Origin of the sequence: Embleya sp. NPDC020886 (genome assembly GCF_044333915.1) — a bacterium.
In the GTDB taxonomy this organism is placed as follows: Bacteria; Actinomycetota; Actinomycetes; order Streptomycetales; family Streptomycetaceae; genus Embleya.
This window is the reverse complement of record NZ_JBIRRX010000002.1, coordinates 829,337-851,687: the sequence shown is the minus strand read 5'-3', so window position 1 is coordinate 851,687 and position 22,351 is coordinate 829,337. Positions and strand designations below refer to the sequence as shown.

Genomic DNA, 22,351 nt, shown 5'->3' with positions numbered 1-22,351 from the left:
CCCCGGGCGGATGGGACGCGCTCGGGGACCCTTGGGCACGGCTGGTGCAACAAGGCGGAGCGCCGCCGGCTCCTTGGGCGAGGGGCGCCGTTCTTCGATGGAGACACCCACAGGGTCTCGCCTACCGACGCTGCTGCTGCGCGATGGAGGCCCAGTCGTCCTCGCCGTGTCCGGCGGCGATGGCTTGCTCGAAGACCCCACGCAGCAGCTCACCCATGGGCAGCGGGACGTCGTGTTCCTGCGCCGCAGCAAGTGCGAGGTGGAGGTCCTTGCGACCGAGGATGGTCGTGAACCCGGCCGGCCGGTAGCGGCGCTCGGCGATCAGCGCGCCATAGGAGGAGTACACCGGGCCCGGGAACAGCGTCGAGGTCAGCAGCTCCACGAGGTGCCCGGAATCCACCCCGGTGCTCTCGGCGAGACTGATCGCCTCACCGAGGGATTGGATCGAACAGGCAATGAGGTAGTTGCCGAGGATCTTGACGAGGTTGGCCTGTTCCGGCTGGTCACCGAGGCGCCAGGTGCGGGAGCCGATCACGTTGAAGAACGGCTGCACCCGGTCGATCAGGGCGGGGGCGCCCGCGGCGAGAACATTGAGGGCTCCGGCTTCGGCGACGGGCACCCTGCCGAAAACCGGGGCCGCGACATAGCCGACACCGTGCTCGGCATGGATTTCGGCGGCACGACGGGCCAAGCGCGTACTCACCGTTGCCAGGTTGACGTGAACAGTGCCGGCCGGAGTGTCGGCGAGGACGCCGGGGTCGAGAAAGGTCTGGGCAACGGCCTGGTCGTTCGAGAGAACCGAGAAGACCACCGGTGCCTGGAGCGCATCGGAGACGGAAGCTGCTCGTCGGGCACCGGCGGCGACCAGCTCGTCGGCGGGCCCGTCGGAGCGGTTCCATACGGTGACCTCGTGGCCGGCCCGCAAGAGGTTGCGTGCGATGGGACGTCCCATCGCACCGAGGCCGATGACGGCGACGTCGCTCATGCGAATCTCCCCTTCGTTGAACCGCCTGAGACGGTTCAGATTCTGGCATGGGGATACGATCGTGTCGAACCGGCTGAGACGGTTCACTGGAGTGTTGATGGTCACGATGGAGGTCCGACATGAGCAAGGAAGCGCGGCGAGCCTTCCGGCTGGACAACGAGGTCCTGGCGTTCCGCTTCACCGCGACGGTCAGCGATCGCGCGAGCGACACTCCCGTGGAACGACTGCACGACCCCGCCCGGTTGGGGCTGTGGCTGGACGTCAACGGACTTGGCACAGGCAGCGAACTCACCTCGGCCGAACTGAGCCGGGCCCTTGAACTCCGTGAGACCATCTACCGAATCGGCGCCGCAACCGCACAGCGAACCAGCCCTGACGCCTCCGACATCGACACGATCAATGCCTCGGCCGCCGCTGGACACGCCACCATCGCCCTTGAAGGTGGCAACGCCCACTGGCGCCTGACCGAGACGGCTCCCGTCGCCGATGCCCTGGGCGTCTTGGCCAATGATGCGATCCAGGCCATCGGAGGCCCCCATCGCAGCCACATCAAGACCTGCGAGGGCTCCGGGTGTGCCGGCCTCTTCCTCGACACCAGCCGTGGAGCGAACCGCCGCTGGTGCTCCATGAACACCTGCGGCAACAAAGTCAAGAAGTCCCGCCTCGCCGCACGCTAGGCGCGGGCTCGCCGGGTTCGTACTCGCGCCAGCCTCGGCAGGGCTCGCGGACGGCACCATCCGCGGGGACGTCGGGCACCTGGACCGGATGCGGGCCTGGTTGGGTCGGCCGCCGTGGGATATGGAGCCGGCCGACGCCGACGGATGGTTCGGGAAGGTGCTGCGGGGTTCGCCGAGCGGCACCCGCCCGGCTCGCGCTCAGGCGCTGACTCCGGATGCTCGGCGACGGCCGGGCCCGCCGGTCAGTCGATGCTGTCGATGATGCGGAAGTCGCGCTCGACGCCGTCGGGGAGGGCCACCAGGGCCTTCTGGTATGCCTCGCTCTCGTATGCCGCGACGGCCTGTTCGAAGCTGTCGAACTCGATCAGGACGACGCGTTGCGTGATTCCGGCCTCGTGGGCGACGACTCGACTGCCGAGGGACAGGGTGCGCCCGCCCCCGGCCCGGACGGCCGGACCGGCCAGCTTGTCGTAGGCGGTCAGCGCCTCAGGGTCGGAAATGGCGGGGTAGACACTGACCCAGTAGCCCTTGGCCATGGAAACCTCCTGTGTTCGGCCGGACGCGTCCGACTTCGAATCGACACTCGGATCGATCGATCCCGCCGACCGGTACTGCGGTCGGCTGGATCGTCATATGCGCAGGTTAGGGCTCGATGTGCCATCGAGGGAAAGACCGGTGCGGGATAGACTCAGAACGGATCGTTATCAATCGGCAGGGAGGGCACGTGGCGCCGGATACGGTGAGCCTGCGCTACTTCCTGGTGCTGGCCCAGGAGTTGAACTTCACCCGCGCGGCCGCACGGATCGGAATCGCACAGCCCGCACTCAGCGCCCGGATGCGCCGATTGGAGGCGGAACTCGGTACGGCCCTGCTGGTCCGCAACACGCGTAGCGTCGTATTGACCACGGCCGGTGCGGCTTTGGCGGAGTCCGCGCCGCCCGCGCTGGCGGCACTGGACCGGGCGTGGGACACCGCCCGGAGCGCGGCGGCCGGTGAACTGGGCACGCTGCGCATCGGATACAGCCTCAGCACCGGGGCCGAGACGGCACCGGCCCTGGTGGACAGGCTCATTCGCGGCAACAGCGGACTCGAGGTCGGCGCGGTCCCGATGGCGACACCGGAGATCTCCCCCGCGGTCGCCGACGGCCGCATCGATGCCGGGATCACCCGCGGCGAACAGCCGGGCCGTGGTGTGCGCCGGTTCCTGCTGCGGCGTGAGCGCGTGGGGGTCCGGCTGGCGCAGCACCATCCGTTGGCCGAACACCCGGAGATCGAGATCGCCGAAGCGGCCGCGTATCCGCTGCGACTCCCGGACCGTACGGCCAACCCCGTGATCCACGATCAGCTGTCCGCACTGTTCCGGGACACTCGACCGCACCCCCGATTCCACACGCCCGCAGTCTCGTTCGACATGTCTCAGCGCGACCTGTGCGACGGGGTCACCCTCGCCCCGGCCGGCGAAGCCGCGGCCACCGCACAACCGGCCGATCTCACCTGGCGACCGCTGCGGGGCGCGCCCGGCCTGACGATCCACCTGGTCCTCCCACGCGAGCAGTCGCCACTACACCGCCGCATCCGTGACGTCGCCAAAACCCTGGCGCACGAGCTGCACTGGCTGCCGGACTGACGCGCAAGAAACAAAGCGAGACGGACGCCTGCGGTGGCGAGGCCGAAGACCCTGCGCCCGGCGGACTTCGCGGTGATGACGACGACGGCGGTCTTGCCGAATGTCCGACAACGACCTCGCTACGCCGGCGGGTCGGCATCCGATGATGGCCACGGGTCCGGTCCCCGAGTCGTACACCGCGGCGAAGACCACGAACTTGCCCAACGGACCCTTGGATATCAGTCAGGCAGGTTCGCTCCGGAGTACTTGCCTGACTTGCCTGACCCCTGCCGGGCACCCTGGATGATTGATCAGGACGAGGAACCATCGCTCTCAGGCTCAGGCACCTCGCCCTGGTCGTCGCGACGCGACCTTGTTCGACGCAGTTCGACTGCCGGGGTAATTGCAGAGCTCAGAGCTCTGCGGACGCCGGCAACCACCGAGAGGACATCCGCCACAGCGGGTCCCATCGGACAGAGTGCTCCGGCCTCTCGAAAAAGCCATGGCGAGGCTATGGACCACCGGAGGCGTGTCCGCCATCGCCATGAGCCGATTCCGTGCCGGGCCAACGCGATTCGTGCGCGGCACGTGCTCGAAGTTCGGTCTACCGGCAGCCGACGTAAGTCCTGACGTCGACGGGCCGAGGAAGCCGTCCGCGTGAGCGCTCCCTTGGGAGTGGGCGTTCCGCTTACGGCTCATGATGCCCCGGCACCTCGCCGCCCGTCTCCCGAACGTGGCCAACTCTTCGACCAGATCCTCTGGTTCGGAGAAGGCTTCTGCCGCGCGCACGCGGTCTCGTTCGCCGTGCCCGCCTTGCAGAGCGCGTGGCTCATGGTCGGCCACCCCGCGGCGCTGTACGCGGGGTAGCTCGAGCATGACCCGGGGATGTGGCCGCGCCGGGAAGCGGTCGGTCCTGCCGCGCCGGGCGGCGCCGTCGGGCGCGTCGGCGCTACCGCCGCGTGGTCACCGCGCCACGGCGGCTGCGGTTGCCCGGATTGCCCCGCCGGCCGCCGGTACGTACGACTCCGGCAGACTCTCGCGGGTCGTGGCCCAGTGGAGGAGGTCGGCGTCGGCCAGCGTGGGCACCCACAGGTCGACGAGCGCCAGTTCCTCGTCGCGAGGGTCGGGACCCACACCCAGGACGCGCAGGCCCGCACGCGTCGCGGAGAGGATGCCGCAGTACGAGTCCTCCACCGCCAGGGTCACGGCGGGAGCGGCGCCGCAGGCTCGGGTGGCCGCGAGATAGAGGTCCGGGTCGGGCTTGGGGCGAAGGTCCCCGTCCGGGACCAGGATGTCGACGAAGCGCGGGAGCAGTCCGGCGTGGGACAGCCCCGACTCCACCACGTCACGGGGACAGTTGCTCGCCACGGCAAGGGGTGCGAAGTGCGAGACCAGGCCCACGAATTCGGTCGCTCCGGGAATCGTCACGGGATCGGCCGCGACCAACTTGCGGAAGTGGTCGAGGAGTTGCTCCGTCACTTGGTCGGCACGGTCGGCCGACAGGCCCGCCACTTCGGACATGACCCGTCCGCATTCGGTGAAATGCAAACCTTTGGTGCGTTCGCCGAAGTCGCTCGGAGTCGTGACGCCGTATCCGCGAAGGACGAGTTCGCGCGCCTCCACCCAGTGGCATTCGCTGTCCATCAGGGTTCCGTCGCAGTCGAAGACGATGGCCGCCGGGGTCCAGGAGAGAAGGGAGTTGCCTGTCATCGATGAGCCGTCCGATCGAGAGGAGCGGGCCCCGAAGGCGCCCGCGCGAAGTCCAGAGGCGGCGGTGCGGGCACGTTCCTCCGAAGGGGCTCCCGCGTACGACGCCGGCCCGAAACATAACGATCATTACGCTAAGTCGAATACGCTTTGTATTCAAATAACCACGGTACGTCAGCGTGTCGCGGGTCGGCGTGGCCCGGCGTCGGCCTACCGGCCCCGGCCCCGGCCCCGATGCGAGCCGTCGAGCATGCGCGACACCGAGCGTTCCATCGCCTCGCGGGTGGCCGGGTCACCGAAAGCCGGCCCGTCCCCGAACCGGGTCATCGTCACATCGCCCCGTGCGACGCCGATGCCGGCAACGCGCCGAGGTCGAGGCGGCACCACGGGCGGACGTCGGCGTGCATGTTGCGGCGCATCATCCGCAGGGCCGCTCGGGCCGGTTCGGCGTCGATGTGGTCGACGGCGTCCTGTGCCACCGCCACCCGAAAACGTCGGATGTGGGCGTCGCACCGGGTCGCGGACTCCAGCGGGGTCTGATGGAAGTCCTTCCGGGAGCGCGGCATCACGGTCGACCGAGTCGCCCCTGGACCGGTGTGGACCCCGCTGATTCCCGCGACGTACCCCCCGGAACGGGATCACTTCCTTCGGACAACGGACTCCCGTGGGCCGCGCCGCGCACCCGGAAGAGATCGCGGCCTCCACGTGTTTCCTCGCGTCGAACCGGCTCTCCGCCTACTACTCGGGAGAGGTCCCGGCGGCCATCGGAGGAGGGACGTTGCCCGGCCGAACTCGGAGGAGGGACGTTGCCCGGCCGAACCGGGCACCGGCCCCGCAACCCGTGATCCCCGGCTATTCGGCCTCCACGCGAATCCTCGGTGCGGCCTCGCCCTCGGCGGCGCCCGTCGCACCGGCCAGGGCCTCCTCCGCGCGCCCCGGATCGGCGAGCAGGGCGGGCAGGAGCAGGCGCCACAGATCGGTCAGGTCGTCCTCGATGTCGGCACGGCCGGAGAGCGCGTCGGAGACGGTGTGCATACCGAAGAAGGCGTGGATGATCGAGCGGGCGGCCGCCGCCGGATCGACGCGCTCCGCCAACTCGCCCTCCTCCCGCGCCCGATCCAACAGCGCGCGGGCGTGGGCGATCCAGCCCACGAAGGGAGTCGGCAGTATCGCGTCGATGGCGTAGCGTTCTCCCCACAGCCGCGCTCCGCCGCGGACCACCGGATCGTCGCGATAGGCCCGGGCCACCGCGAAGCTCAGCCGCACCAGGCCCTCCAACGCGGGCGCGTCCGCCGGGCTTTGCCGTTCGATCAGCTCCGGCCAAGTGGCGAAGTGCGCCTCGACGACCGCGCGGGCGAGGGCGTCCTTGTTGGAGAAGTGAAAATAGATGGCGCCGCTGGTGAGCCCGGACGCGTTGCCGATGTCACTGATGCTCGTCCCGGCGAAGCCCCGCTCGTGGAACAGACGTGCCGCCGTCTCCAAAAGGGATTGGCGAGTCGTTCCTGCCCGTGCCTGCACGTGCCACCTCCGGCTCGGATATCTTCGTGGAAACTGGTGCTGTCGCGGCTCGTGTCCGCGGATGCCCGACGCCACACGACAGCACGTCGATCGCCGGCTGTTCCAGGCGCGTTCGATGCCGCGCGATGCACGGCGAGAGGACGACGTGCACCTTCCCGACCTGTGGGTTCTGCTTGTATTCATGACTACCTTTGGCGGCGGCGCGGCGTCCTCGGGTCTCTCGGTGAGACCGCTGAGCTGGTCGCGCACCGTGGCACGAGAGTCGGTACACCGGACCTCGGTGGCCGAGGTGTTGCTGACCGATGTGGTGCGCCTCGCGGAGGCGTCCTTTTTGACGGCGGCCCAATGGCCTCGCTCGCATCCCACGTTCCGGCCGGTCGGCGACGGCGGACACAGTCGGCTGATGATCGTGGAAACCCTTCGCCAACTGGGGATCTTCATCCCGTCGCAGTTCTTCTCGGTGCCCTTGGAAGCGCACTTTCTGATCAAGGACCTTTTCTACGGTGTCGACATCGCCATGGAGCCGCGTTTGCAGAGCGGCGCCACCGATATCACCTGTTTGGCGGAGGTCGACGACCTGCGCCCCGCCCACGACGGGCACGGACTGAGGGGGCTGCGACTGCGCATTCGCCTCTCGGCCGGCGTCACGACCTTCGCTCGCGCGGGAGGCAATGCGCGATTTCTGGACGCGGGTACGTACGCGGCTCTGCGCGGCGCGTACCCGAGGCCGCAAGCGCCTCGATCGCGCCGTAGACCGACGCCGGAGGCGGTGGACGCGGTCCTGCCCCGCGACGTGCTGCTCGCACACAGCGACGGCGGGACCCTGGAGCTGGATCCGGCCGACCACCTGCATCCGTTCTTCTTCGACCACACCGGCGACCACGTGCCCGGAATGGTGCTCGTCGAGGCCGCCCGGCAGGCGATCGCGTTCCTGAGCGACGGCGAGTTGTTGCGGCCGACCGCGTTTCGACTGCGTACCCCGCACTTCACCGAGTTCGATCCGCCGGCCCGGGTCGAGTGCCTCCTGCACCGCGGTCGGCAGGCATCGTTTCGTTTCCGGCAGGGAGCGAGCCACACGGCCGCGGGCGCACTGCGCTACCGATGAGGCGCCGCCCGACACCGCGTGACCGCCTCGCCACAGGGAACGGGTGCCGAGGCACCATTCCCGGCTTCGAGACAGGGTCACGGCGGCCGTACGTCACGGGAATCGCCGGACCCCGGAATGATTAACGCACCTGCGTTAACGTCCGCGACATGGAAAACGCGGCGGCCACCCGGCTCTGCGGGAAGCCCGTCGACCACGGGTTGAAGAAGCTCGACGCGTGTGCCCTGAACCTGCCGGGTGGCACTCTCTCGCACTGGCGCGCCCTCCGACACCGGCAACCTCTCGCCCGGCTTCGCCACGTGCGCGCTCGCCGAACGCGAGCTGCGCCAAGGCGCCGACTCCGACTCCGACTCCGTACCGGCCCCGCCGGCAGGCCCGGGTATGCGATCGAGCAAGCCCACGGGGCCGAGCCCGACGCCATCGCATTCGACGTCGAAGCAGCCTTGTTCGCAGGGCGGCCGTCGTTTCTCACCACGCCGCCGAACACCGCGACGAGGCAGGGCCGACGCGGCCCTGCCATCGCCCGGCCCGTCACCGCAGCCAGGCGTGCGGTGACGGGAACGACCCCGGGCCGCACCGCCCCGACACGACACCGACGTCGAACGCCGGCTCGGCGAAGGCGAGATGCGCGATACCGGCATCCATTCGAACCGCCGACGCCCCGACGCCGTCGTGACTCGGCAGCCCACGCCTACCTCGCACCGATCGTCGTACGGGCTCGGCCGTGTCCTCCCGCCGCCGAGCCACGCCGCCTCGGTCCGGTGGGCCGGGAATCGGGGTGGGCTCTCGTGCGGCTGCATTCTCGGCGGATTCGCTCACGTCGTCGGATTCCGGACGGTATGACAGAGCGGATGCGACGGACGAGGGCTGAGGAGGGGTGGGGTGGCAGGCGTGCGCGCGGTTCTGTTCGTGCTGCTCGGCGGTGCGGTTCTGGTGACCTGGTGGCGGAGCAGGTATCCCGGAGGGTGGGCTTTCGCCTTCGGCGCGGGTTACGCGAGCGATCGGGAGGATCTGGCCCGGGCACGGCGGGAGTTGCGTGACGTGGAGAAGGCGCTCGGCAGGTTGGAGACGGCCGCGCGGAAACGGGTCGAGGCGGAGAGCGCCCGGCACGACCGGCGGCTGGACACGCTGGAGCGCGCGGTCGAGGATCTTCGCGACCCGGGCCTGGGCGTGCACCGGAAGGAGCGAGTCGGGGAACTCGTGTTGTACGAGCACGCGGTGGTCTCGTCCCGCGCGGGGACGATTCCGCTCGCCGGCCTCCAGGCACGCTTCGAGTCCGGAGCACTGACCCATTCCGTCTACCTGACGCGGCCCGATGGCAGGGTGCACCGGGCCAAGTACCCCCATCGTCATGCACCCGGTTCGGTGGAGGAGGCGGAGAACGTGCGGCTCTTCGACGAGGAACGGGTGCGCGACTTCGCGGTGGCGATCCAGAACGCCGTGGCGGCCGAGAACGATTTCCGGTCCCACCTGCCCGCGTGGCTCGAACGGAGGCAGGAAAAGTTGGACGAGGCCCGGCAGGACACCGCGGCTCTGGAGGAGGCCCGTCGGCATCTGTCGCAGGTACTGACCGGTCGAGGCCGCGACAGCCGTCGCAAGGAGGCCCTGGCCGGGCTGAGCGAAGCGTGTGACCGGTGGCAGGAACTCACGGGGTGCCGGCCGTCGAGGTAACGGGACCCCGCGCCCGGACGCCCCGCCGGAGGCGGAGTCCGGCCGAATACGCTTGCGAGGGGACGACGGATTCCCGCACGCCGCAGTCGGTGGTCCCGCCGGCAACGACGTGGCGTCCATCCGGCGGGCGATACCGCCGCCGAGGTCGCGGACGGCGCCGTGCAGACGCGACGGTATTTGCGCCCGCCCGGCTGCCCCACCCTGCCCGACACCACACCCAGGGCACCGGCCGGGCGCGACCACGCAGTTACAACACCGACGCCCCTCGGCGCCGCCCTCTCGCATACCGATGGCCGCGTTCCGGTCCGGCTGGAAATGGGCGGTCGACATCGCGGAACGCCTGCTCCCCTGCCGCCGGCATACGGCCCGTCGACATCAACAGGTCCGCGATCGAGGCCGGTTCCACCGCTCAGCCGTCCTTGCAGCGACGGCCCCGCCCCGGCAGACGTCCCCGTCGGGGCTCGGCGGCACGCCTCGCCCCAAAGCGCCGAGGAGCACGTCGACGGCTGCCGGAGGTCAGGAAGCGGGCCTGCGGGTCAGCACGGTGGAGCGCAGAGCCGGGTGAGGTGGTCGGGGGTATGCAGCGGTCGGGTCTTGAGCACGAAGGCCCGGCGCAGCTCCGGGTGGCGTTCGCCCGGGCCGCCACGGAAGTTGCGGGCCATTTCATCGAGTTCGGCGGCGCGGTAGGACGCCAGCGGGCGGGTGCCCTCGTTCTCCTCGAGCCGTTGCTTCTTGCGACCCAGGCGGGCGGCTGTCGAGTCGGATGCGGCCAGTTCGGCGGCGTGACGGGCCACCCGGGTGCGGAACCCGGCCGGAGTGTCCCGGACCGAGGCTTCGATCAGGCCCAGGGACTCGGCCCGGGATGCGCTCAGCGGGAGGGCCTCGGTGGTCAATCGGTGGGCGGTCTCGGCGCCGACGCGGCGGGGCAGGGTGTAGGTCCAGTACTCCGATCCGTGCAGGCCCATCAGCCGATAGTGCGGGTTGAGGACGGCCGCTTCGCGGCACCAGACCTCGTCGGCGGCCAGAGCCAGCATCAGGCCGCCGGCCGCCGCGCTGCCGGGCAGGGCGGCGACGGTGAGCCGGTCGGTCGTGGTCAGGACGGCCTCGACCAGATCGTTCATGGCGGTGATGTTGGACCATGACTCGGACACGGGGTCGGTGGCGGCTTCGATCACGCCGAGGTGGATGCCGTTCGAGAAGATGTCCCGCTCGGGGCCGAGCACGAGCACCGAGGTGGGCCGGGTGCAAGCGGCGCGGTAGGCGGCCAGCAGGCGTCGGCACTGGCTCGTGCTCATGGCGCCGCCGGGGAAGGAGAACTCCAGGAAGCCGACCGGTCCTTCCTCGGTGTAGCGGATCTGCGCGTACGTGGCGCGATACGCGGCCTGCTCGGGGGACACCGGCACGTCCGGGACATCGGCCAGGTGCGCTGCCAGGACGTCTGCCGCCGGGAGCTTCCAGGCCGGTGGCGAGCCCTTCGCGCGGCTTCGTCGCAGTTCGGGGATCCAGACCGCGCCGTCGGTGGTGGCTCGGCAGATCGCCCCGTCGCGGGTGGCCAGGATCCGGCCCGGGGTCCCATCGCGGAGTTCGTCCTCGGGGTGACCGCCATGCAGGTAGTAGGCGGTGCCGTGGAGTTCGTCCAGGACTCCCGGGCGGGAGTCCGCCGCACGCAGTTTGCGCAGCACGGTCCGGGTGTCGTCGACGGCCCAGTCGATCCGGCGGTGGCTCTGGTCGTGGTACGGGCGCAGTCGGCCTCGGGCGTCCGGGGCGGAGGGATCGAGCGCCACGGGAGTCCGGTCCGGGTCGGCGAATCGTTCCACCGCAAGCAGCACTGCCTGAACCGCCGCATCCGCGACCTCGCCGCGGTACAGGTCGCTCTTCGCCACTCCGGTCGGCATGCGGAACGGTACGGAGGCCCATGCGTCGCCGGCGTCCATCTCGGCGGCCGCCTGGAGCACGGTGACGCCCCACTCCCGCGCTTCGTCGTGGAGCGCCCAGTCGAGGGACGAGGGGCCGCGGTCGCCGAGCGGTCCGGGGTGCACGATCAGGACGGGCCGGGCGGACCAGATGTCCTCCGGCACGGCGGTGGTCAACATGGGTGCGAGGACCAGGTCGGGACTCGTCCGGTCCACCCCCTCCCGCAGTGCGTGCTCGCCGAGCGCGAGTTGCACGCAGACGGTATGGCCCAGGTCCCGCAGGACCGTGTGCAGGCGCTGGGTCAGACTGTTGAACGCGTCGGCGATCAGCAGGATGCGCAAGGGAACCTCTCCTTCGATGCCGGTGCGGTCGGCACTTCCTGCCCGCGCCTGCGGACAGCCTGACTCCCGGGGCACGTCGGCGGGTCGAGGTGCCGCCGACCCGACCGGGGGCGTCCCTGCGGGAAGGGTGCTTCCGTGCAAGGCCCCAGGGTCTCGGACGACCCGCCGGCCATCACCGGGCGAAGGTGGGCCGCGCGGCTGCCGCCGCCCACCTTGTGCTGCGGTCCCACCGCAACGCCCGCAGCGGACATCCGACCGGCCACCCGCCGCGTGGGTCGTGCCACGGGACGCCCGAAGCCCGAGGACGTCGCCCGGGACGCTTCCGGGGCCGCACGCGTCGCAGCCGCGCCCGGACCGGCGGCGGTATGCGAGCGGTACGCGGCGTTCATGTCGATCACCGCAGACAGGCCCGACACCCTCGATCCCGCCTTCGCACCGGGAAGTCGGACCGCCGACCTGCGCGAGATCGTCCTGGACGACGCCCGCCGAGACGAACGCATGGCGCAGACGACCACCGTCACCGCCCGCTCCGTGCCCGGCAGGTCTTCGAGAGCGCCTCGGGCACCCGGCTGCTCCCCCGCGTCCTGGACAAGACGATCGAGACGAAGGTGTCGGTGCCCGAGGCAAACCCGAAGGCGACCACTCCCCGGACCATCGCACTCCTGGGCGGGGAAGGGCCCTTCCGGGAGATCAGGACCACGTTCCTGGCGTACGTCCTCGTCCCGGTGCCCGCCGCACCCGACGCTCCGGTCACGGTCGTGACCGACGAACTGGGCCACGTGGGTGGTGTCCACGGTCTCGGTGACCGCCGTTCGTTCCCCGACGTGCGCGGTGAAGGCGTCGACGACGCGCCGCGAGCTCCCTTCGACACAACGATCGGTGTTCCGCCGGCCCTGCCCCGGCAGGTTGGCGGCGGTGACGAGGGCGAGGAAGCGGGTGAATTCCTCGGCGGTCAAGAGATTTCGGATGCACCCCCACCTTCGACGGGCGGCGTCGAGCGTGGGCCCGCCGTCCCCGGGACACTCGAAGGCAAGCCCCGAGACCGCGAGTTCGTCGAAGCTTCGGCATCGCACGGCTATACGTGGTGACGGGACGCGCGAAGTGGGCGGCGTGTCGGTACCGGGTGTCGTCATGCCTCCTCGATAGCGCCCCCCGGTGTTCGAGCCCGGCGTGTCCCGCCCGGCGACATCACGTGTCGCGCCGACTTGCCCCGTTCGGAGCATCACCCCGCGCCCGCGGTGTACGCGGGTTCGGAACGTCGACGACCGCCCGACCGGCACACCTTGGGCCGGTGATCGGACATCGGTTGTGGTCCTCCCGGCGGTCACCCCGGCCCGGTCAAGACGGTGAGCGCGCGACGTCGTCCGCCGGTGCGGGACACGGTTCCCGGCCCGGGCCGTGTGGGATCACGGAAACGGGTGTGTCCACGGCGCACTTCTCGTCCCCCGGAAGCCGGGAGGGTGAGGTTGGGGGCGACGACCGCGAGTTCCTGAATCCTGGGTGCCGGCCACGAGGCGCAGAGCTGCCGGCAAGCCGTCCGGGAGGCTGCCGCATGTCGGCGCGTCGGGCTCCCTGTTGCGGTCGGTCTCACCAGCCGTCGCCGACTTGCCGGCGTCGAACCCACTCCGAGAAGCCGAAGGCTTCCGGCCCCGGATACGGGTAGGCGCCCGTCTCGCCGACCAGCCGGACCCGGCCCCGGTGGGGCCCGTTGACGACGAGCAACCAGTAGCAGAGTTCATCGTCGGTGCCCAACACGACGGAGCCATGGCCGTAGACGTCGGCGACACGCTCGTCGTGGTCCGCCGCGAGGGGCTCGCCCTCCCAGGCCCAGGTCTCCAGGAGCGGGAACGGCGCGGCAGGATCCCGGTCGCCCCAATGGGGCCAACCCGGCGTGAGCCATCCCAGGGGCAACAGGCCACCGTCCTCCGGCGGTCCGACCGAGGACCCGTTGGAAATCTCCGCGACCAGACTCCGATACGGCTCCGGAAGCACGGCTCCGTTCTCGGCTTCCCACGTCGAGACGGCCTCGTATCCGAGAGCCGGCTCCCGCCGACCCGGCTCGAACGCAGAGCGCAGGAAGTCCAGGACGGCCTCGTCGGGACGCTCGTCAGGCGATGCGATTGTCATGACGACACGCTCGCAAACGGGACCGACCAAGCCGCTGCGCGTATCCGTACCGGACTCCGGGACTCCGGGTCGCGCCCCACGAACAGCCGTCGTGGTAATGCGACTTGGCGACCGAACGACAGGGTCGGGTCGAGGCCATGGTTGCTCGGGCTGGGGCGCGGCGCCCCGGTGCGCGTCACCTCCGCACTACCCACCATCGTGGCCGGCCTTGCGATCGCCGCGCCCGCCGCGGTCGTGGGCACCATGCTCGGCGAGTACATGGGAAGCACCACGGGCCTGGGCGTGGCGATGGTGCAGGCCCAGTCCGCCCTGCAGGTCGAGCGCACCTGGGCACTGGGCGCAACCGCCACCGCGCTCGCCCTGATCGGCTACGTCGGTGTGCGCCTTCCGGGGCGGCTCGCCACCCCGTGGGCCCGGCGCCGGTCGCCGTCGCCGGCTCGTGGCTCCGGGTCGCGGTCGCCGCCTCCACGGTCGCGGCGGTCGTGGTGTCGCTGCTCGTCTACGCCGCGGTCACCGCATTGGAGACCCTCGCGTTGCGCCCCAAGGAAGCCCGATGACCGCGACAACTCCGAGGACCACCGGCCGACCACCACCCCGGACATGGCGGTGGTCGGCTCCCTCGACGTCGGCCTCACCCGCCACAGGGCACGGCTGCCGAGCCCGGGCGAGACCGTGTCCGGCCGCAACCTGCTGCGGCCGACCGGCGGCAAGGGCGTGAACCGGGCGGTCGCGGCCGCCCGACTGGGCCGCCGGGTCGCGATGTTCGGCCGGGTAGGCACCGACCCGGCCGGCTCGTGGCCCCGGGAGGCCGAGGAAGCCGAACAGGTCGAGCAGGATGTCGGTGTCGCCGATCGCGGCGTCCAACGCGGCCCAGGCGGCGCGGAGTTCGTCGACCGCGCGGCGCGGGTGAGGCAGCCGCTGCCGACCGCCTCGTCGTTGACTTGTCGCAAGCCTTGACGCACCATGTTGAGGCAAGAGATGAGACAAGGAGGCGTCATGCCGAAAGGAACGACTCCGAACAGTGCCCGGTCGATGCGCCCGGCGGATCTCGAGCGGGCCGGCGTGTGGCTGGCCGGGCACGGCCTAGCCGACGTCCGGCCGACACCCTTGCTGGCCATGCGTCTGGCGGCCCGGCGAGGTACCCGTCTGGCCGCCCACGTCCTGCTGGCGGCGTTCATCATCGTGGCGGCCCTCATCCACGTCACCCACCGGCCCGACGACGCCGCGGCCGACGGGTCCTGGCCCTACCGCCACTGGTCGTTGCTCGCCCTGACGGCGGCGGCGGCCGGGCTGGTACTGGCCCAGTCGCTGCTGGACCGGTGGGTACGGCGGGTCGACCGGCGGGCCGGCGCGACGTTGCCGCGGCGGGCCGCCCACCCGGTCCGGCTCGGCTGGCGCACCGTTCTCGGCGGGCCGCGCGCCGCGTTCGCGGTCGCCACGTTCGCTGGCGCGACGGCACTGGCGATCGCCGCCCTGACGATGCGGGACTCCACCGCGCGCTACGCGGCGCTCGTCCTGCTCATCGCCCTGTGCGGGGTCGCGGTCGGCATGGTCGTGCAGTTGCGCCATATCCTGACGCACCCGGTCGTGGCCGACGACGAGGTCTCGCTGACCGCCGACCTCATCATGCGGGTCGAGGACGCCCGCGAGGTCGCCGCGCCCACCGTGGTGTGGTGCCTGCCGATCGCGTCGGTGTTCGACACCGCGCTCGGCTGGTGGAACGCCGCCTGGCTCGTCTTCGTCGTCCTGGGCGCCGGCACGCTCGCCCTGATCACCGCGCGGACCGCACCGAGCGGCACGGTGGCGCGGCACGCCACGAGCGGCCGGTGAACCGGTGATCGTCATCGACTCGGCCTCGCCCGTCCCGCCGTTCGAGCAGCTCCGTGCGCAGCTCGCCCGGCAGATCCGAAGCCACACACTGGCCGTGGGCACCCGCCTGCCGACCATCCGCCGTCTGGCCGCCGACCTCGGCCTGGCCGCCAACACCGTCGGCCGGGCCTACCGGGAGCTGGAGGAGGCAGGGCTGATCGAGACCCGCCGAGCCGCCGGCTCGTTCGTGGCCGCGGCCGGCGAGAAGGGACGCGAACAGGCACGCCGCGCCGCCGCCGAGTACGCCGCCGTCATCGCCGGCGCCGGCATCGACACCGACGAGGCCATCCGCATCGTCCGAGCCGCGCTGACCAACGGCACCACGACACCATCCTCGCCGTAACCGGCCGGATCCGCCGACGAGGTGACGTCCACCGCCGGCACCGACGGGTCCCGTCGGCGCCGGTCAACGTGTTCACCACCCATGCGGGCGCTACGGTGCCGGGCGTGAGCGAGACGACCGTGCACCGGAGCAAGGTGACGCTGCCGCAGGAGTTCCGTGTGGGCTCAGCCCTCTGCTTCACCGAACTTCTCTGCGAGTTCGCGATGCCGGTCTGCGGCTTGTTTCGCCTGGACGGGGTCGACGGTCGATCCCGGCATGCCGCCCAAGCGCTCGACCCACGCCGCGACGCGCAGGTGCTCCCGCCGGGCATGCTCCCGGCAAGCGAGGCAGGTGACTTTGTCCGGGCGCGGCGAGGTCATCGCGTAAGCCACTCGCACTCCGCATCCGGTGGTGACGAGGCTCGGTAGGTCACCCACCGGACCGAACGTCGATGCCGGCACGTTGCGGACGGCGGCATCGTCGTGGCCCACCTTCGACTCGACATGGATGTGCGGATCGCTCCCACCCACGCGCCCTCCTCGCCCCGCACACCCCGTCGACCGGGGGTGCCACCGGCCGGCCGACTACTGCGGGATGAGCCTCTCATGCCACGGCCAACCCGTCGGGCAGGCCGCGTTGAACTCGTCACCCGCTCACCAATGTTATGGAGAAATCCACGCAGGATTCCCATGTTGCCGAAGACATCGGTGAATCGTGGCGAGAAGGGTGTCGATGGTCGAGGGGTACACCATGAATGGGTGTATCTCGTGCAGCACGCGGACGACGCCGAGGCGGAATGGTCGAAACTCTCCGCCGCGCGCGAACGTGAACTGCGGTCGACCGCGGAGAGCACCATCGGCCACGGCTCCCCTCAGGTGCGCGGGGAACGCGACCGCCGCGACGTCGACCTCGCCGGAGCCGTCCTGCGCTAGGAGATCAGCCGGAGCGTCCTGGCCCGACCACTGAGCCGTCACGACATTCGCCAGTCGGTCGGACGCGCCGGAGTGTGCCGGGAAAATTCGATGGGGGCTTGGGCGGCCGAGGCCGACAAGTAAGTCAAGCCTTACTTTTATGGAGACTTATTTGCATAGTGGAGGGCCGAGCCAGGAGGTGGACGACTTTGCCGCAGTTGAATGAATGTTCCGCATGGCAGGTCGAGGTGGAGCAGGCCCATGTATCGGCTATGTACAGGCTGCTCGACGAACGAGTGGCGGACGTGCGGGCCCGGTTGCATGACGTGCTGAAGTCGTCGGCCGACAGCGTGGGAGGGATGTACGCGCGCGATGTCGCCGCAGAGCGCCTGACAGGGCATGTCAACCGGCTCGCAGGGGCCGAGGAGGGGCTGGTGTTCGGCCGGATCGACGGCGCGGACGGCACCGTCCTGCGCATCGGACGGCTGGGCCTGCACGTGGACGACCGGGAGCTGCCGCTGCTCGTCGACTGGCGGGCGGAAGCGGCGCGGCCCTTCTATACGGCGACGACGGTCCATCCGATGGGGCTACGGCGACGCCGCCACCTGCGGGTGGAAGAACGCGTTGTGCGTGCGGTGAGTGACGAGTTGCTGGACGGATCCGCGCCCACAGCCGGCGACATCGTCGGCGACGGCCCGTTGACGGAGGCGCTGGAGGCGCGGCGGACGGGGCGGATGCGTGCAGCAGTGGCAACGTTGCAGGCGGAGCAGGACGCGATTGTTCGTTCCCCTCATCGAGGGGTGACGGTGGTCGAGGGCGGACCGGGCACGGGCAAGACCGTCGTGGCGCTACACCGGGCGGCGTACGTGCTGTATACGTTCCCGCGCGCCGCCAGGAGCGGTGTCCTGGTGCTCGGGCCGACCGCGCGGTTCCTCGACTACGTCTCGCGTGTACTCCCCTCGCTCGGGGAGAACGATGTAGTCCTGGCGACGTGCGGGGAGCTTGCCGGAGTGGTGCCCGCCGCTGTGGAGCCGTCCGATGTTGCACGGCTCAAGGGCAGCTCCGTCATGGCTGAGGCGCTCAAGGACCTGGTGCGCTCCCGCCAGGCGCCTCCGGGCTCCCGGGCCGCCGTACGTGTGGGGCAGGAGTGGGTCCGTTTGACGAGCGGGGATGTCGCGGCGGCCCGCGAGTCTGCGGTGGCGAGCGGCTTGGCGCACAACCGTGCGCGGGAGGTGTTCAAGGAGCACCTGATCGGCACGGTCACAAGCACGCTGGAGCGTGCTGCCACCGAGGCCCTCGCGCACATCGACGCCGAGATCACCGACGGCACGAGCCTCGACCTCGATGCCGCGGCCGAGGCCGACCTGCGGGCTCTCGGCTTCGATGGCGCGGCAACCGTCGATCCGGCCGAGTTGTTCGATGCGGAGGCGCTGCGCGCGAACCTCATGGGCGACGCCCACACCGAGGGTGTGGTGGAGTCCCTGTGGCCACGGCTGCCGCCCGAGACGGTGGTTCGGGACCTGCTCACGGATGCCCTCACCGCAGCCGTACACCTGCCGTCACTCACCGATGACGAACGCGCTCTGCTGCGCTCGGCCGACGCTCCGTGGACCGATGCCGATGTGGCGCTGCTGGACGAGGCGGCGAACCTGGTGGACGGTCCGACGGGCCGGACGTTCGGGCACATCGTCGTCGACGAGGCCCAGGAACTGACCGCCATGCAATGGCGGATGGTGCTGCGCCGATGCCCGGCCAGGTCGATGACGCTGGTGGGCGATTTTGCCCAAGCGGGCCCCGCGACGACAGCGAGCGGCTGGGCCCAGGCGCTGGGACCGCATCTCGGCACCCGGTTCACCGTGCACACACTGACGGTCAGCTACCGCACGACCAAGGAGATCCTGGCCGCCACCCGGGCCCTGCTCGCGCGGATCGCCCCCGGTAGCACGCCGAGCCGGTCCATCCGCCACGGCGAGCCTCCCCGCAGCCTCACCGCATCTCCGCACACTCTCGCCGCTACCGTGGCCGGGGAGCTCCGGGCCCAGGCCGCCGCCAATCCGGGCGACCTGCCGGCCGTGATCTGCGCGGATGCTCGACTCGACGAGCTGGCGTCGGCCGGCATCACGGAGTGGGCGCGGCTCGTACCCGCATCCGAGGCGCGCGGCCTGGAGTTCGATATGAGCATTGTTGTCGGCCCACAGGAGATTATCGAGGCCCGCCCCAGCGGCGAACGTGATCTGTATGTCGCTTTCACACGTGCCACCAAGAGGCTCTGTTTGATCGCCGTCCGCCCCGGGTGAACACCACGCCTCATGACGGCCCTTGAGGGCGTCACAACTTACTGACCTTTGCGGATCCGATGGTCGTCGTTCATTGCGTCGGGGAGGTTGCCGCGACGAAGCCGTTGACGAGTGCGGGGCCATGCTGGATGCGCCGCAGGCCTCGGCGGGCGACGGTGACGAACTCGTCGAGGGTACGGGCGCCGAGGTCGGCCGGAGGTCCGTTCTTCAGCTGCGCCCAACTGCCCTCGACCGGGTAGAGGTCGGGAGAGTACGGCGGCAGGACGACCGGGTCGGCCAGTCGACCAATACGACGGGTCGGCCGAAAGTCCGGTCGACGTGGAGGCGGCCTGGCGCTGGTGGGACGGGCAAGGCCGCCCCGCCGTCCGCGACTTCGGCCTCGCGGTCACCGTCGATACGAGCGCCGACGGGGCCGTCGTCGGGCAACAGGCGTGGTATGGCGAGCGGAACCACCTGCTCGCCGTGCAAAGGATCACCGCGATGCAGGACATGTGGCCGTGCATCCGGCCCGTGTCCATGAACGGGCAGGTGCGGCGCGGGCCTGGTCGGCCGTGGCGTCGCCTCGGGCAACAGCGTCGACGAGTTCGAGGGGGCAAGCAGTTCGATCGCCCCATCTGCGGCTTCGTCCAGGCGCGGGCAGGAGTGGCAGTGGGATCGCCTGCACCGTGGCGTACGCACCGGGGGTCGCCCGGGTCCGCGACGGCATGCCACCCGACGTCCGGCAACATTTCGACGCGGGCAGGGACCGGATCACCGCGGATCCGTACGGCCCCGGCTCCTCCGCGATCGGCGGCCATCGCGACTGTCCCCACGTCTCGCGGACAGCGTGCAGGCGCTCGCGAGAGTCCCCGATTCCGGTTCGCGTTCCCGGAGCCGAGCCGAGCCGAGGCGAGGTGAGGTGAGGTGAGGTGAGGTGAGGTGAGGTGAGGCGACCGTCGACCAAGGCTGCCGACCCGAGGTCGACCGGTGGACGCACACCGCGGAACCGTCCACCACATCCACTTCATGGCGTTCCCGATCGTGTCCCCGCTGGTGGCCCGACAACCGAAGACGGATTCGAGCGACGACTCAGTCGGTGGTGTCCCACGTCTTGAGGACCGCCGCGACGCTCGCCGCGGTGGAGGACGCGCTGGTCAACTCGTCGGCGAGCGCGGTGACTCCGGCCTGGGTGAGCTTGATCGGCACGCCGCACGCCGTGAGGTAGCCGTGGGCCACCGCGACGGCCACACGCAGGTTCGAGTGCTCCAGCCAGCGCATGCGGCCCAGGCTGTGCGCGAGCGCGGCGGCCTTGGCGTAGGGGCCGTGGTAGACGTCCTGTCCGGCGATCACCGCCCGATGCCGTTCCACGGCCGCGACCGGGACCCCGTAGTCGTCCGGGGCCGGATCGTCGCGCCCCGCGCGACGTGCCACCTCGAGGATCCACGCCAGATCCACGCCCACACTCACCCGCGTGCCTCGATCTCGTCCAGCAGGTCGCCGTAGCCGTCCAGGACCTCCTGGGCGCCCGCGAGGAACACCTCGCGCAGACGCTCGTTGTCCGTGCGGATCAACTGTTCGACGTACTCGTTCACCGGCATGCGCCGTGTCTCCGCAGCCTGCCGCGCCATTTCCGCCGCGGCCTCCTCCAACCGGAGGTTCACCTGTGTCTTCGCCATGACCCGCAAGCTACCACCTGATAGCAGCACGGGGAATCGGGAACGAGACACCCCGGCCCCGAACGCAGGACCGGGGGGCGGCACGCGAGCACGGCACGGACATGACCGAACACCACGACCAGGAGAGCGACCACCACGTTCGGGGCGGTCACCACGTCGACTTCCCTGGCGCCGGAATCACGCGCGAACGCGTATGGCCCCCTCCCCCACCATCGTCGACAGGGCACGGTCGAGCCACGGCCGTGGTCGCCGCGCTCGACCCGACAGCCGGCGATCACCTCGACGCCCGCCACCCGCGCGAGTCCGTCGTGGGCCCGGGCTCCGCGAACCGGGTGGCACGCACGCCTCGTCCCGCGTCGTCGACTGCTCGTGACGACACCTCCTCGGGCTTGGCGTGCGGCGGACCCCCACACGGACCACGATCGACGAGGCGTCCACGGCGACAGAGCCGGAAGGACCGCCGAGCAACCTCGGCGGTGACGAGCCGACCGACATCACCGCGTCGTCGGCGTCCCGCCCGAAACCGAAAACGGCCCAGCGGCGGACGACGGTGACGACACGGAGGACGGCAACGGCGTCGAGGACGGCGTGACGATGGTGGCGGTGCCGGTGAGACGGGCGACGCCGAGAGCCTCGTGACGGAGGGCGGCGCGGACACGGCCGGCGTCGGCGGGGCGCCTCGGGCGCACAGGCGCGGCCGGAGCGCCCGGGAAACCACGTTCGCCGCAGCCGTCACCTACCGCGAACGCAAAGAAGACCTCGAAGTACCCCGCACGCAAGGCGTCGCGCGGTTCGGACCCGGTCCCGTACATCAACCAGGGCGCGGAGGGGATCGGGCTGTTCGGCATCGAGGGGTCCAAGCCCGGCGCCGCTGCGGCGGGCGTGTTCCTGAGCCACCGCGTCGTCAGGCCCGACCAGTCCGGCTACGGCCGGATCCTGGGTCAGGCGATGTTCAACAGCAAACGCCTGTACGCCGCCATCGTCACCCTGGGCCTGGACCACGAGGACATCGTCGTCGCGCCCGCCCAGCGACTGCCCGCCGAGCGCGAACACCCCCACGACGAGAAGGCCCTGCGTGAGCAGTTGCGGTTCATCCACGACCGCATCGTGGTCAAGTCCAACGAACAGATCCTGGCCGACCCGGAGGCCATGAAACTGCTCGCCGAAATGGGCTCCGACCAGATCATCATCGGCTACGCGTTCAACGCCCGGATCGACGGGAAGCCCAACACGAGCCTCGACAAGGCCAACCGGCTCAACCGCAGGATCGTCGAGATCCTGAACGTGGCCCCGGCAAAGGCGGGTGCCAAGGGCCTGGTCGCCCCGAACGACCAGCCCGACGTCATCCTCAGCGGCTCGGCATTCGAACGGGAGCTGTACAAGAACCACTACCTGGCTCCCCTGCTGGCCCGCCTCGGTGTCCAGGACGACCCGAGGATCGACGCGGTCGACTACCTCGTCTCCTGCACGATGGACCCGTGGGTGACCGACACCTCGGAGGGTGACTTCATCGGCAAGGTCCTGCGCCCGGCGGTGGCCGCGGGTGTCCGCAAGGCGATCGCCGAGATCTTCCACAAGTAGACCCCACACTCCGGACCCGCGCCCGCCGCCGGGATCGGTCGGCGGCGGGCACGGGTCCGGGCGAC

At 70.6% G+C, this 22,351-nt stretch carries 23 protein-coding genes; 13 read left to right on the top strand and 10 right to left on the bottom strand.

Annotation, left to right across the window (positions count from 1 at the left end):
- Positions 1–121 precede the first annotated feature (121 nt).
- On the bottom strand, positions 122–1,090 hold the full coding sequence (locus tag ACH4U8_RS10435; RefSeq protein ID WP_395776805.1) for an NAD(P)-dependent oxidoreductase: 969 nt from the start codon (positions 1,088–1,090) through the stop codon (positions 122–124).
- 14 nt (positions 1,091–1,104) lie between these two features.
- On the opposite strand from ACH4U8_RS10435, the gene ACH4U8_RS10430 reads away from it, so the two are divergent.
- Positions 1,105–1,662, top strand: a complete 558-nt coding sequence (locus ACH4U8_RS10430) for a CGNR zinc finger domain-containing protein (RefSeq protein ID WP_379989047.1) — start codon at positions 1,105–1,107, stop codon at positions 1,660–1,662.
- 242 nt (positions 1,663–1,904) lie between these two features.
- Here ACH4U8_RS10430 and ACH4U8_RS10425 read toward each other — a convergent pair whose 3' ends face one another.
- Entirely contained in the window at positions 1,905–2,198 is a 294-nt protein-coding gene (locus ACH4U8_RS10425) for a DUF1330 domain-containing protein (protein WP_395776803.1), read from the bottom strand.
- 188 nt (positions 2,199–2,386) lie between these two features.
- Between ACH4U8_RS10425 and ACH4U8_RS10420 the strand changes: the two genes are divergently transcribed.
- Entirely contained in the window at positions 2,387–3,289 is a 903-nt protein-coding gene (locus ACH4U8_RS10420; RefSeq protein WP_395776801.1) for a LysR family transcriptional regulator, read from the top strand.
- Between the two features lie 636 nt (positions 3,290–3,925).
- Positions 3,926–4,135 carry a hypothetical protein gene (locus tag ACH4U8_RS10415; RefSeq protein WP_395776799.1) on the top strand — a complete coding sequence of 70 codons (210 nt, stop codon included), beginning with the start codon at positions 3,926–3,928 and terminating at the stop codon, positions 4,133–4,135.
- A gap of 96 nt (positions 4,136–4,231) precedes the next feature.
- Here ACH4U8_RS10415 and ACH4U8_RS10410 read toward each other — a convergent pair whose 3' ends face one another.
- From ACH4U8_RS10410 to ACH4U8_RS10400, 3 genes are all read right to left on the bottom strand, one after another.
- A complete protein-coding gene (locus tag ACH4U8_RS10410) occupies positions 4,232–4,978 on the bottom strand; it encodes an HAD family phosphatase (protein WP_360315300.1) in 747 nt (248 codons plus the stop codon).
- 326 nt (positions 4,979–5,304) lie between these two features.
- On the bottom strand, positions 5,305–5,541 hold the full coding sequence (locus ACH4U8_RS10405) for a hypothetical protein (protein ID WP_395776797.1): 237 nt from the start codon (positions 5,539–5,541) through the stop codon (positions 5,305–5,307).
- Between the two features lie 286 nt (positions 5,542–5,827).
- Positions 5,828–6,493, bottom strand: coding sequence for a ScbR family autoregulator-binding transcription factor (locus tag ACH4U8_RS10400; RefSeq protein ID WP_360315304.1), 666 nt, complete (start codon positions 6,491–6,493; stop codon positions 5,828–5,830).
- A gap of 181 nt (positions 6,494–6,674) precedes the next feature.
- Between ACH4U8_RS10400 and ACH4U8_RS10395 the strand changes: the two genes are divergently transcribed.
- Together ACH4U8_RS10395 and ACH4U8_RS10390 are read left to right on the top strand one after the other, a co-directional pair.
- The gene (locus ACH4U8_RS10395) at positions 6,675–7,598 is read left to right on the top strand and encodes a ScbA/BarX family gamma-butyrolactone biosynthesis protein (RefSeq protein ID WP_360315306.1); all 924 of its coding nucleotides are present in this window, start codon (positions 6,675–6,677) and stop codon (positions 7,596–7,598) included.
- Between the two features lie 891 nt (positions 7,599–8,489).
- The gene (locus tag ACH4U8_RS10390) at positions 8,490–9,269 is read left to right on the top strand and encodes a hypothetical protein (RefSeq protein ID WP_395776795.1); all 780 of its coding nucleotides are present in this window, start codon (positions 8,490–8,492) and stop codon (positions 9,267–9,269) included.
- Positions 9,270–9,805: 536 nt separating this feature from the next.
- On the opposite strand, the gene ACH4U8_RS10385 is transcribed toward ACH4U8_RS10390, so the two are convergent.
- Positions 9,806–11,524 (bottom strand): hydrogenase maturation protein, encoded by a 1,719-nt coding sequence (locus tag ACH4U8_RS10385; protein WP_395776793.1) that lies wholly within the window; start codon positions 11,522–11,524, stop codon positions 9,806–9,808.
- Between the two features lie 758 nt (positions 11,525–12,282).
- Between ACH4U8_RS10385 and ACH4U8_RS10380 the strand changes: the two genes are divergently transcribed.
- Positions 12,283–12,612 carry a hypothetical protein gene (locus ACH4U8_RS10380; protein WP_395776791.1) on the top strand — a complete coding sequence of 110 codons (330 nt, stop codon included), beginning with the start codon at positions 12,283–12,285 and terminating at the stop codon, positions 12,610–12,612.
- A 499-nt stretch (positions 12,613–13,111) separates the two neighbouring features.
- Here the strand turns inward: ACH4U8_RS10380 and ACH4U8_RS10375 are convergent, their stop codons facing one another.
- The gene (locus ACH4U8_RS10375) at positions 13,112–13,651 is read right to left on the bottom strand and encodes an SMI1/KNR4 family protein (protein WP_395776789.1); all 540 of its coding nucleotides are present in this window, start codon (positions 13,649–13,651) and stop codon (positions 13,112–13,114) included.
- Positions 13,652–14,058: 407 nt separating this feature from the next.
- Between ACH4U8_RS10375 and ACH4U8_RS10370 the strand changes: the two genes are divergently transcribed.
- From ACH4U8_RS10370 to ACH4U8_RS10355, 4 genes are read left to right on the top strand one after another with little or no spacing between them, the layout of a single operon-like run.
- A complete protein-coding gene (locus ACH4U8_RS10370) occupies positions 14,059–14,208 on the top strand; it encodes a hypothetical protein (protein ID WP_395776787.1) in 150 nt (49 codons plus the stop codon).
- A 43-nt stretch (positions 14,209–14,251) separates the two neighbouring features.
- Positions 14,252–14,608, top strand: coding sequence for a PfkB family carbohydrate kinase (locus ACH4U8_RS10365; RefSeq protein WP_395776785.1), 357 nt, complete (start codon positions 14,252–14,254; stop codon positions 14,606–14,608).
- A 39-nt stretch (positions 14,609–14,647) separates the two neighbouring features.
- On the top strand, positions 14,648–15,481 hold the full coding sequence (locus ACH4U8_RS10360; protein ID WP_395776783.1) for a hypothetical protein: 834 nt from the start codon (positions 14,648–14,650) through the stop codon (positions 15,479–15,481).
- A 4-nt stretch (positions 15,482–15,485) separates the two neighbouring features.
- Entirely contained in the window at positions 15,486–15,863 is a 378-nt protein-coding gene (locus ACH4U8_RS10355; protein ID WP_379989059.1) for a GntR family transcriptional regulator, read from the top strand.
- Positions 15,864–16,027: 164 nt separating this feature from the next.
- Here the strand turns inward: ACH4U8_RS10355 and ACH4U8_RS10350 are convergent, their stop codons facing one another.
- Positions 16,028–16,372 (bottom strand): hypothetical protein, encoded by a 345-nt coding sequence (locus ACH4U8_RS10350; RefSeq protein WP_395776781.1) that lies wholly within the window; start codon positions 16,370–16,372, stop codon positions 16,028–16,030.
- A gap of 228 nt (positions 16,373–16,600) precedes the next feature.
- Here ACH4U8_RS10350 and ACH4U8_RS10345 point away from each other — a divergent pair, with 228 nt between their 5' ends.
- Complete coding sequence (locus tag ACH4U8_RS10345; RefSeq protein WP_395776779.1) at positions 16,601–16,774, top strand: hypothetical protein; 174 nt, start codon at positions 16,601–16,603, stop codon at positions 16,772–16,774.
- Positions 16,775–17,025: 251 nt separating this feature from the next.
- Positions 17,026–19,050, top strand: coding sequence for a HelD family protein (locus ACH4U8_RS10340; protein WP_395777011.1), 2,025 nt, complete (start codon positions 17,026–17,028; stop codon positions 19,048–19,050).
- A gap of 1,068 nt (positions 19,051–20,118) precedes the next feature.
- Here the strand turns inward: ACH4U8_RS10340 and ACH4U8_RS10335 are convergent.
- Entirely contained in the window at positions 20,119–20,460 is a 342-nt protein-coding gene (locus ACH4U8_RS10335) for a fic family toxin-antitoxin system, toxin component (protein WP_395776777.1), read from the bottom strand.
- Between the two features lie 32 nt (positions 20,461–20,492).
- Positions 20,493–20,705, bottom strand: a complete 213-nt coding sequence (locus tag ACH4U8_RS10330) for a hypothetical protein (RefSeq protein WP_360315326.1) — start codon at positions 20,703–20,705, stop codon at positions 20,493–20,495.
- A gap of 882 nt (positions 20,706–21,587) precedes the next feature.
- Here ACH4U8_RS10330 and ACH4U8_RS10325 point away from each other — a divergent pair.
- The gene (locus tag ACH4U8_RS10325; RefSeq protein WP_395776775.1) at positions 21,588–22,286 is read left to right on the top strand and encodes a hypothetical protein; all 699 of its coding nucleotides are present in this window, start codon (positions 21,588–21,590) and stop codon (positions 22,284–22,286) included.
- Positions 22,287–22,351 lie beyond the last annotated feature (65 nt).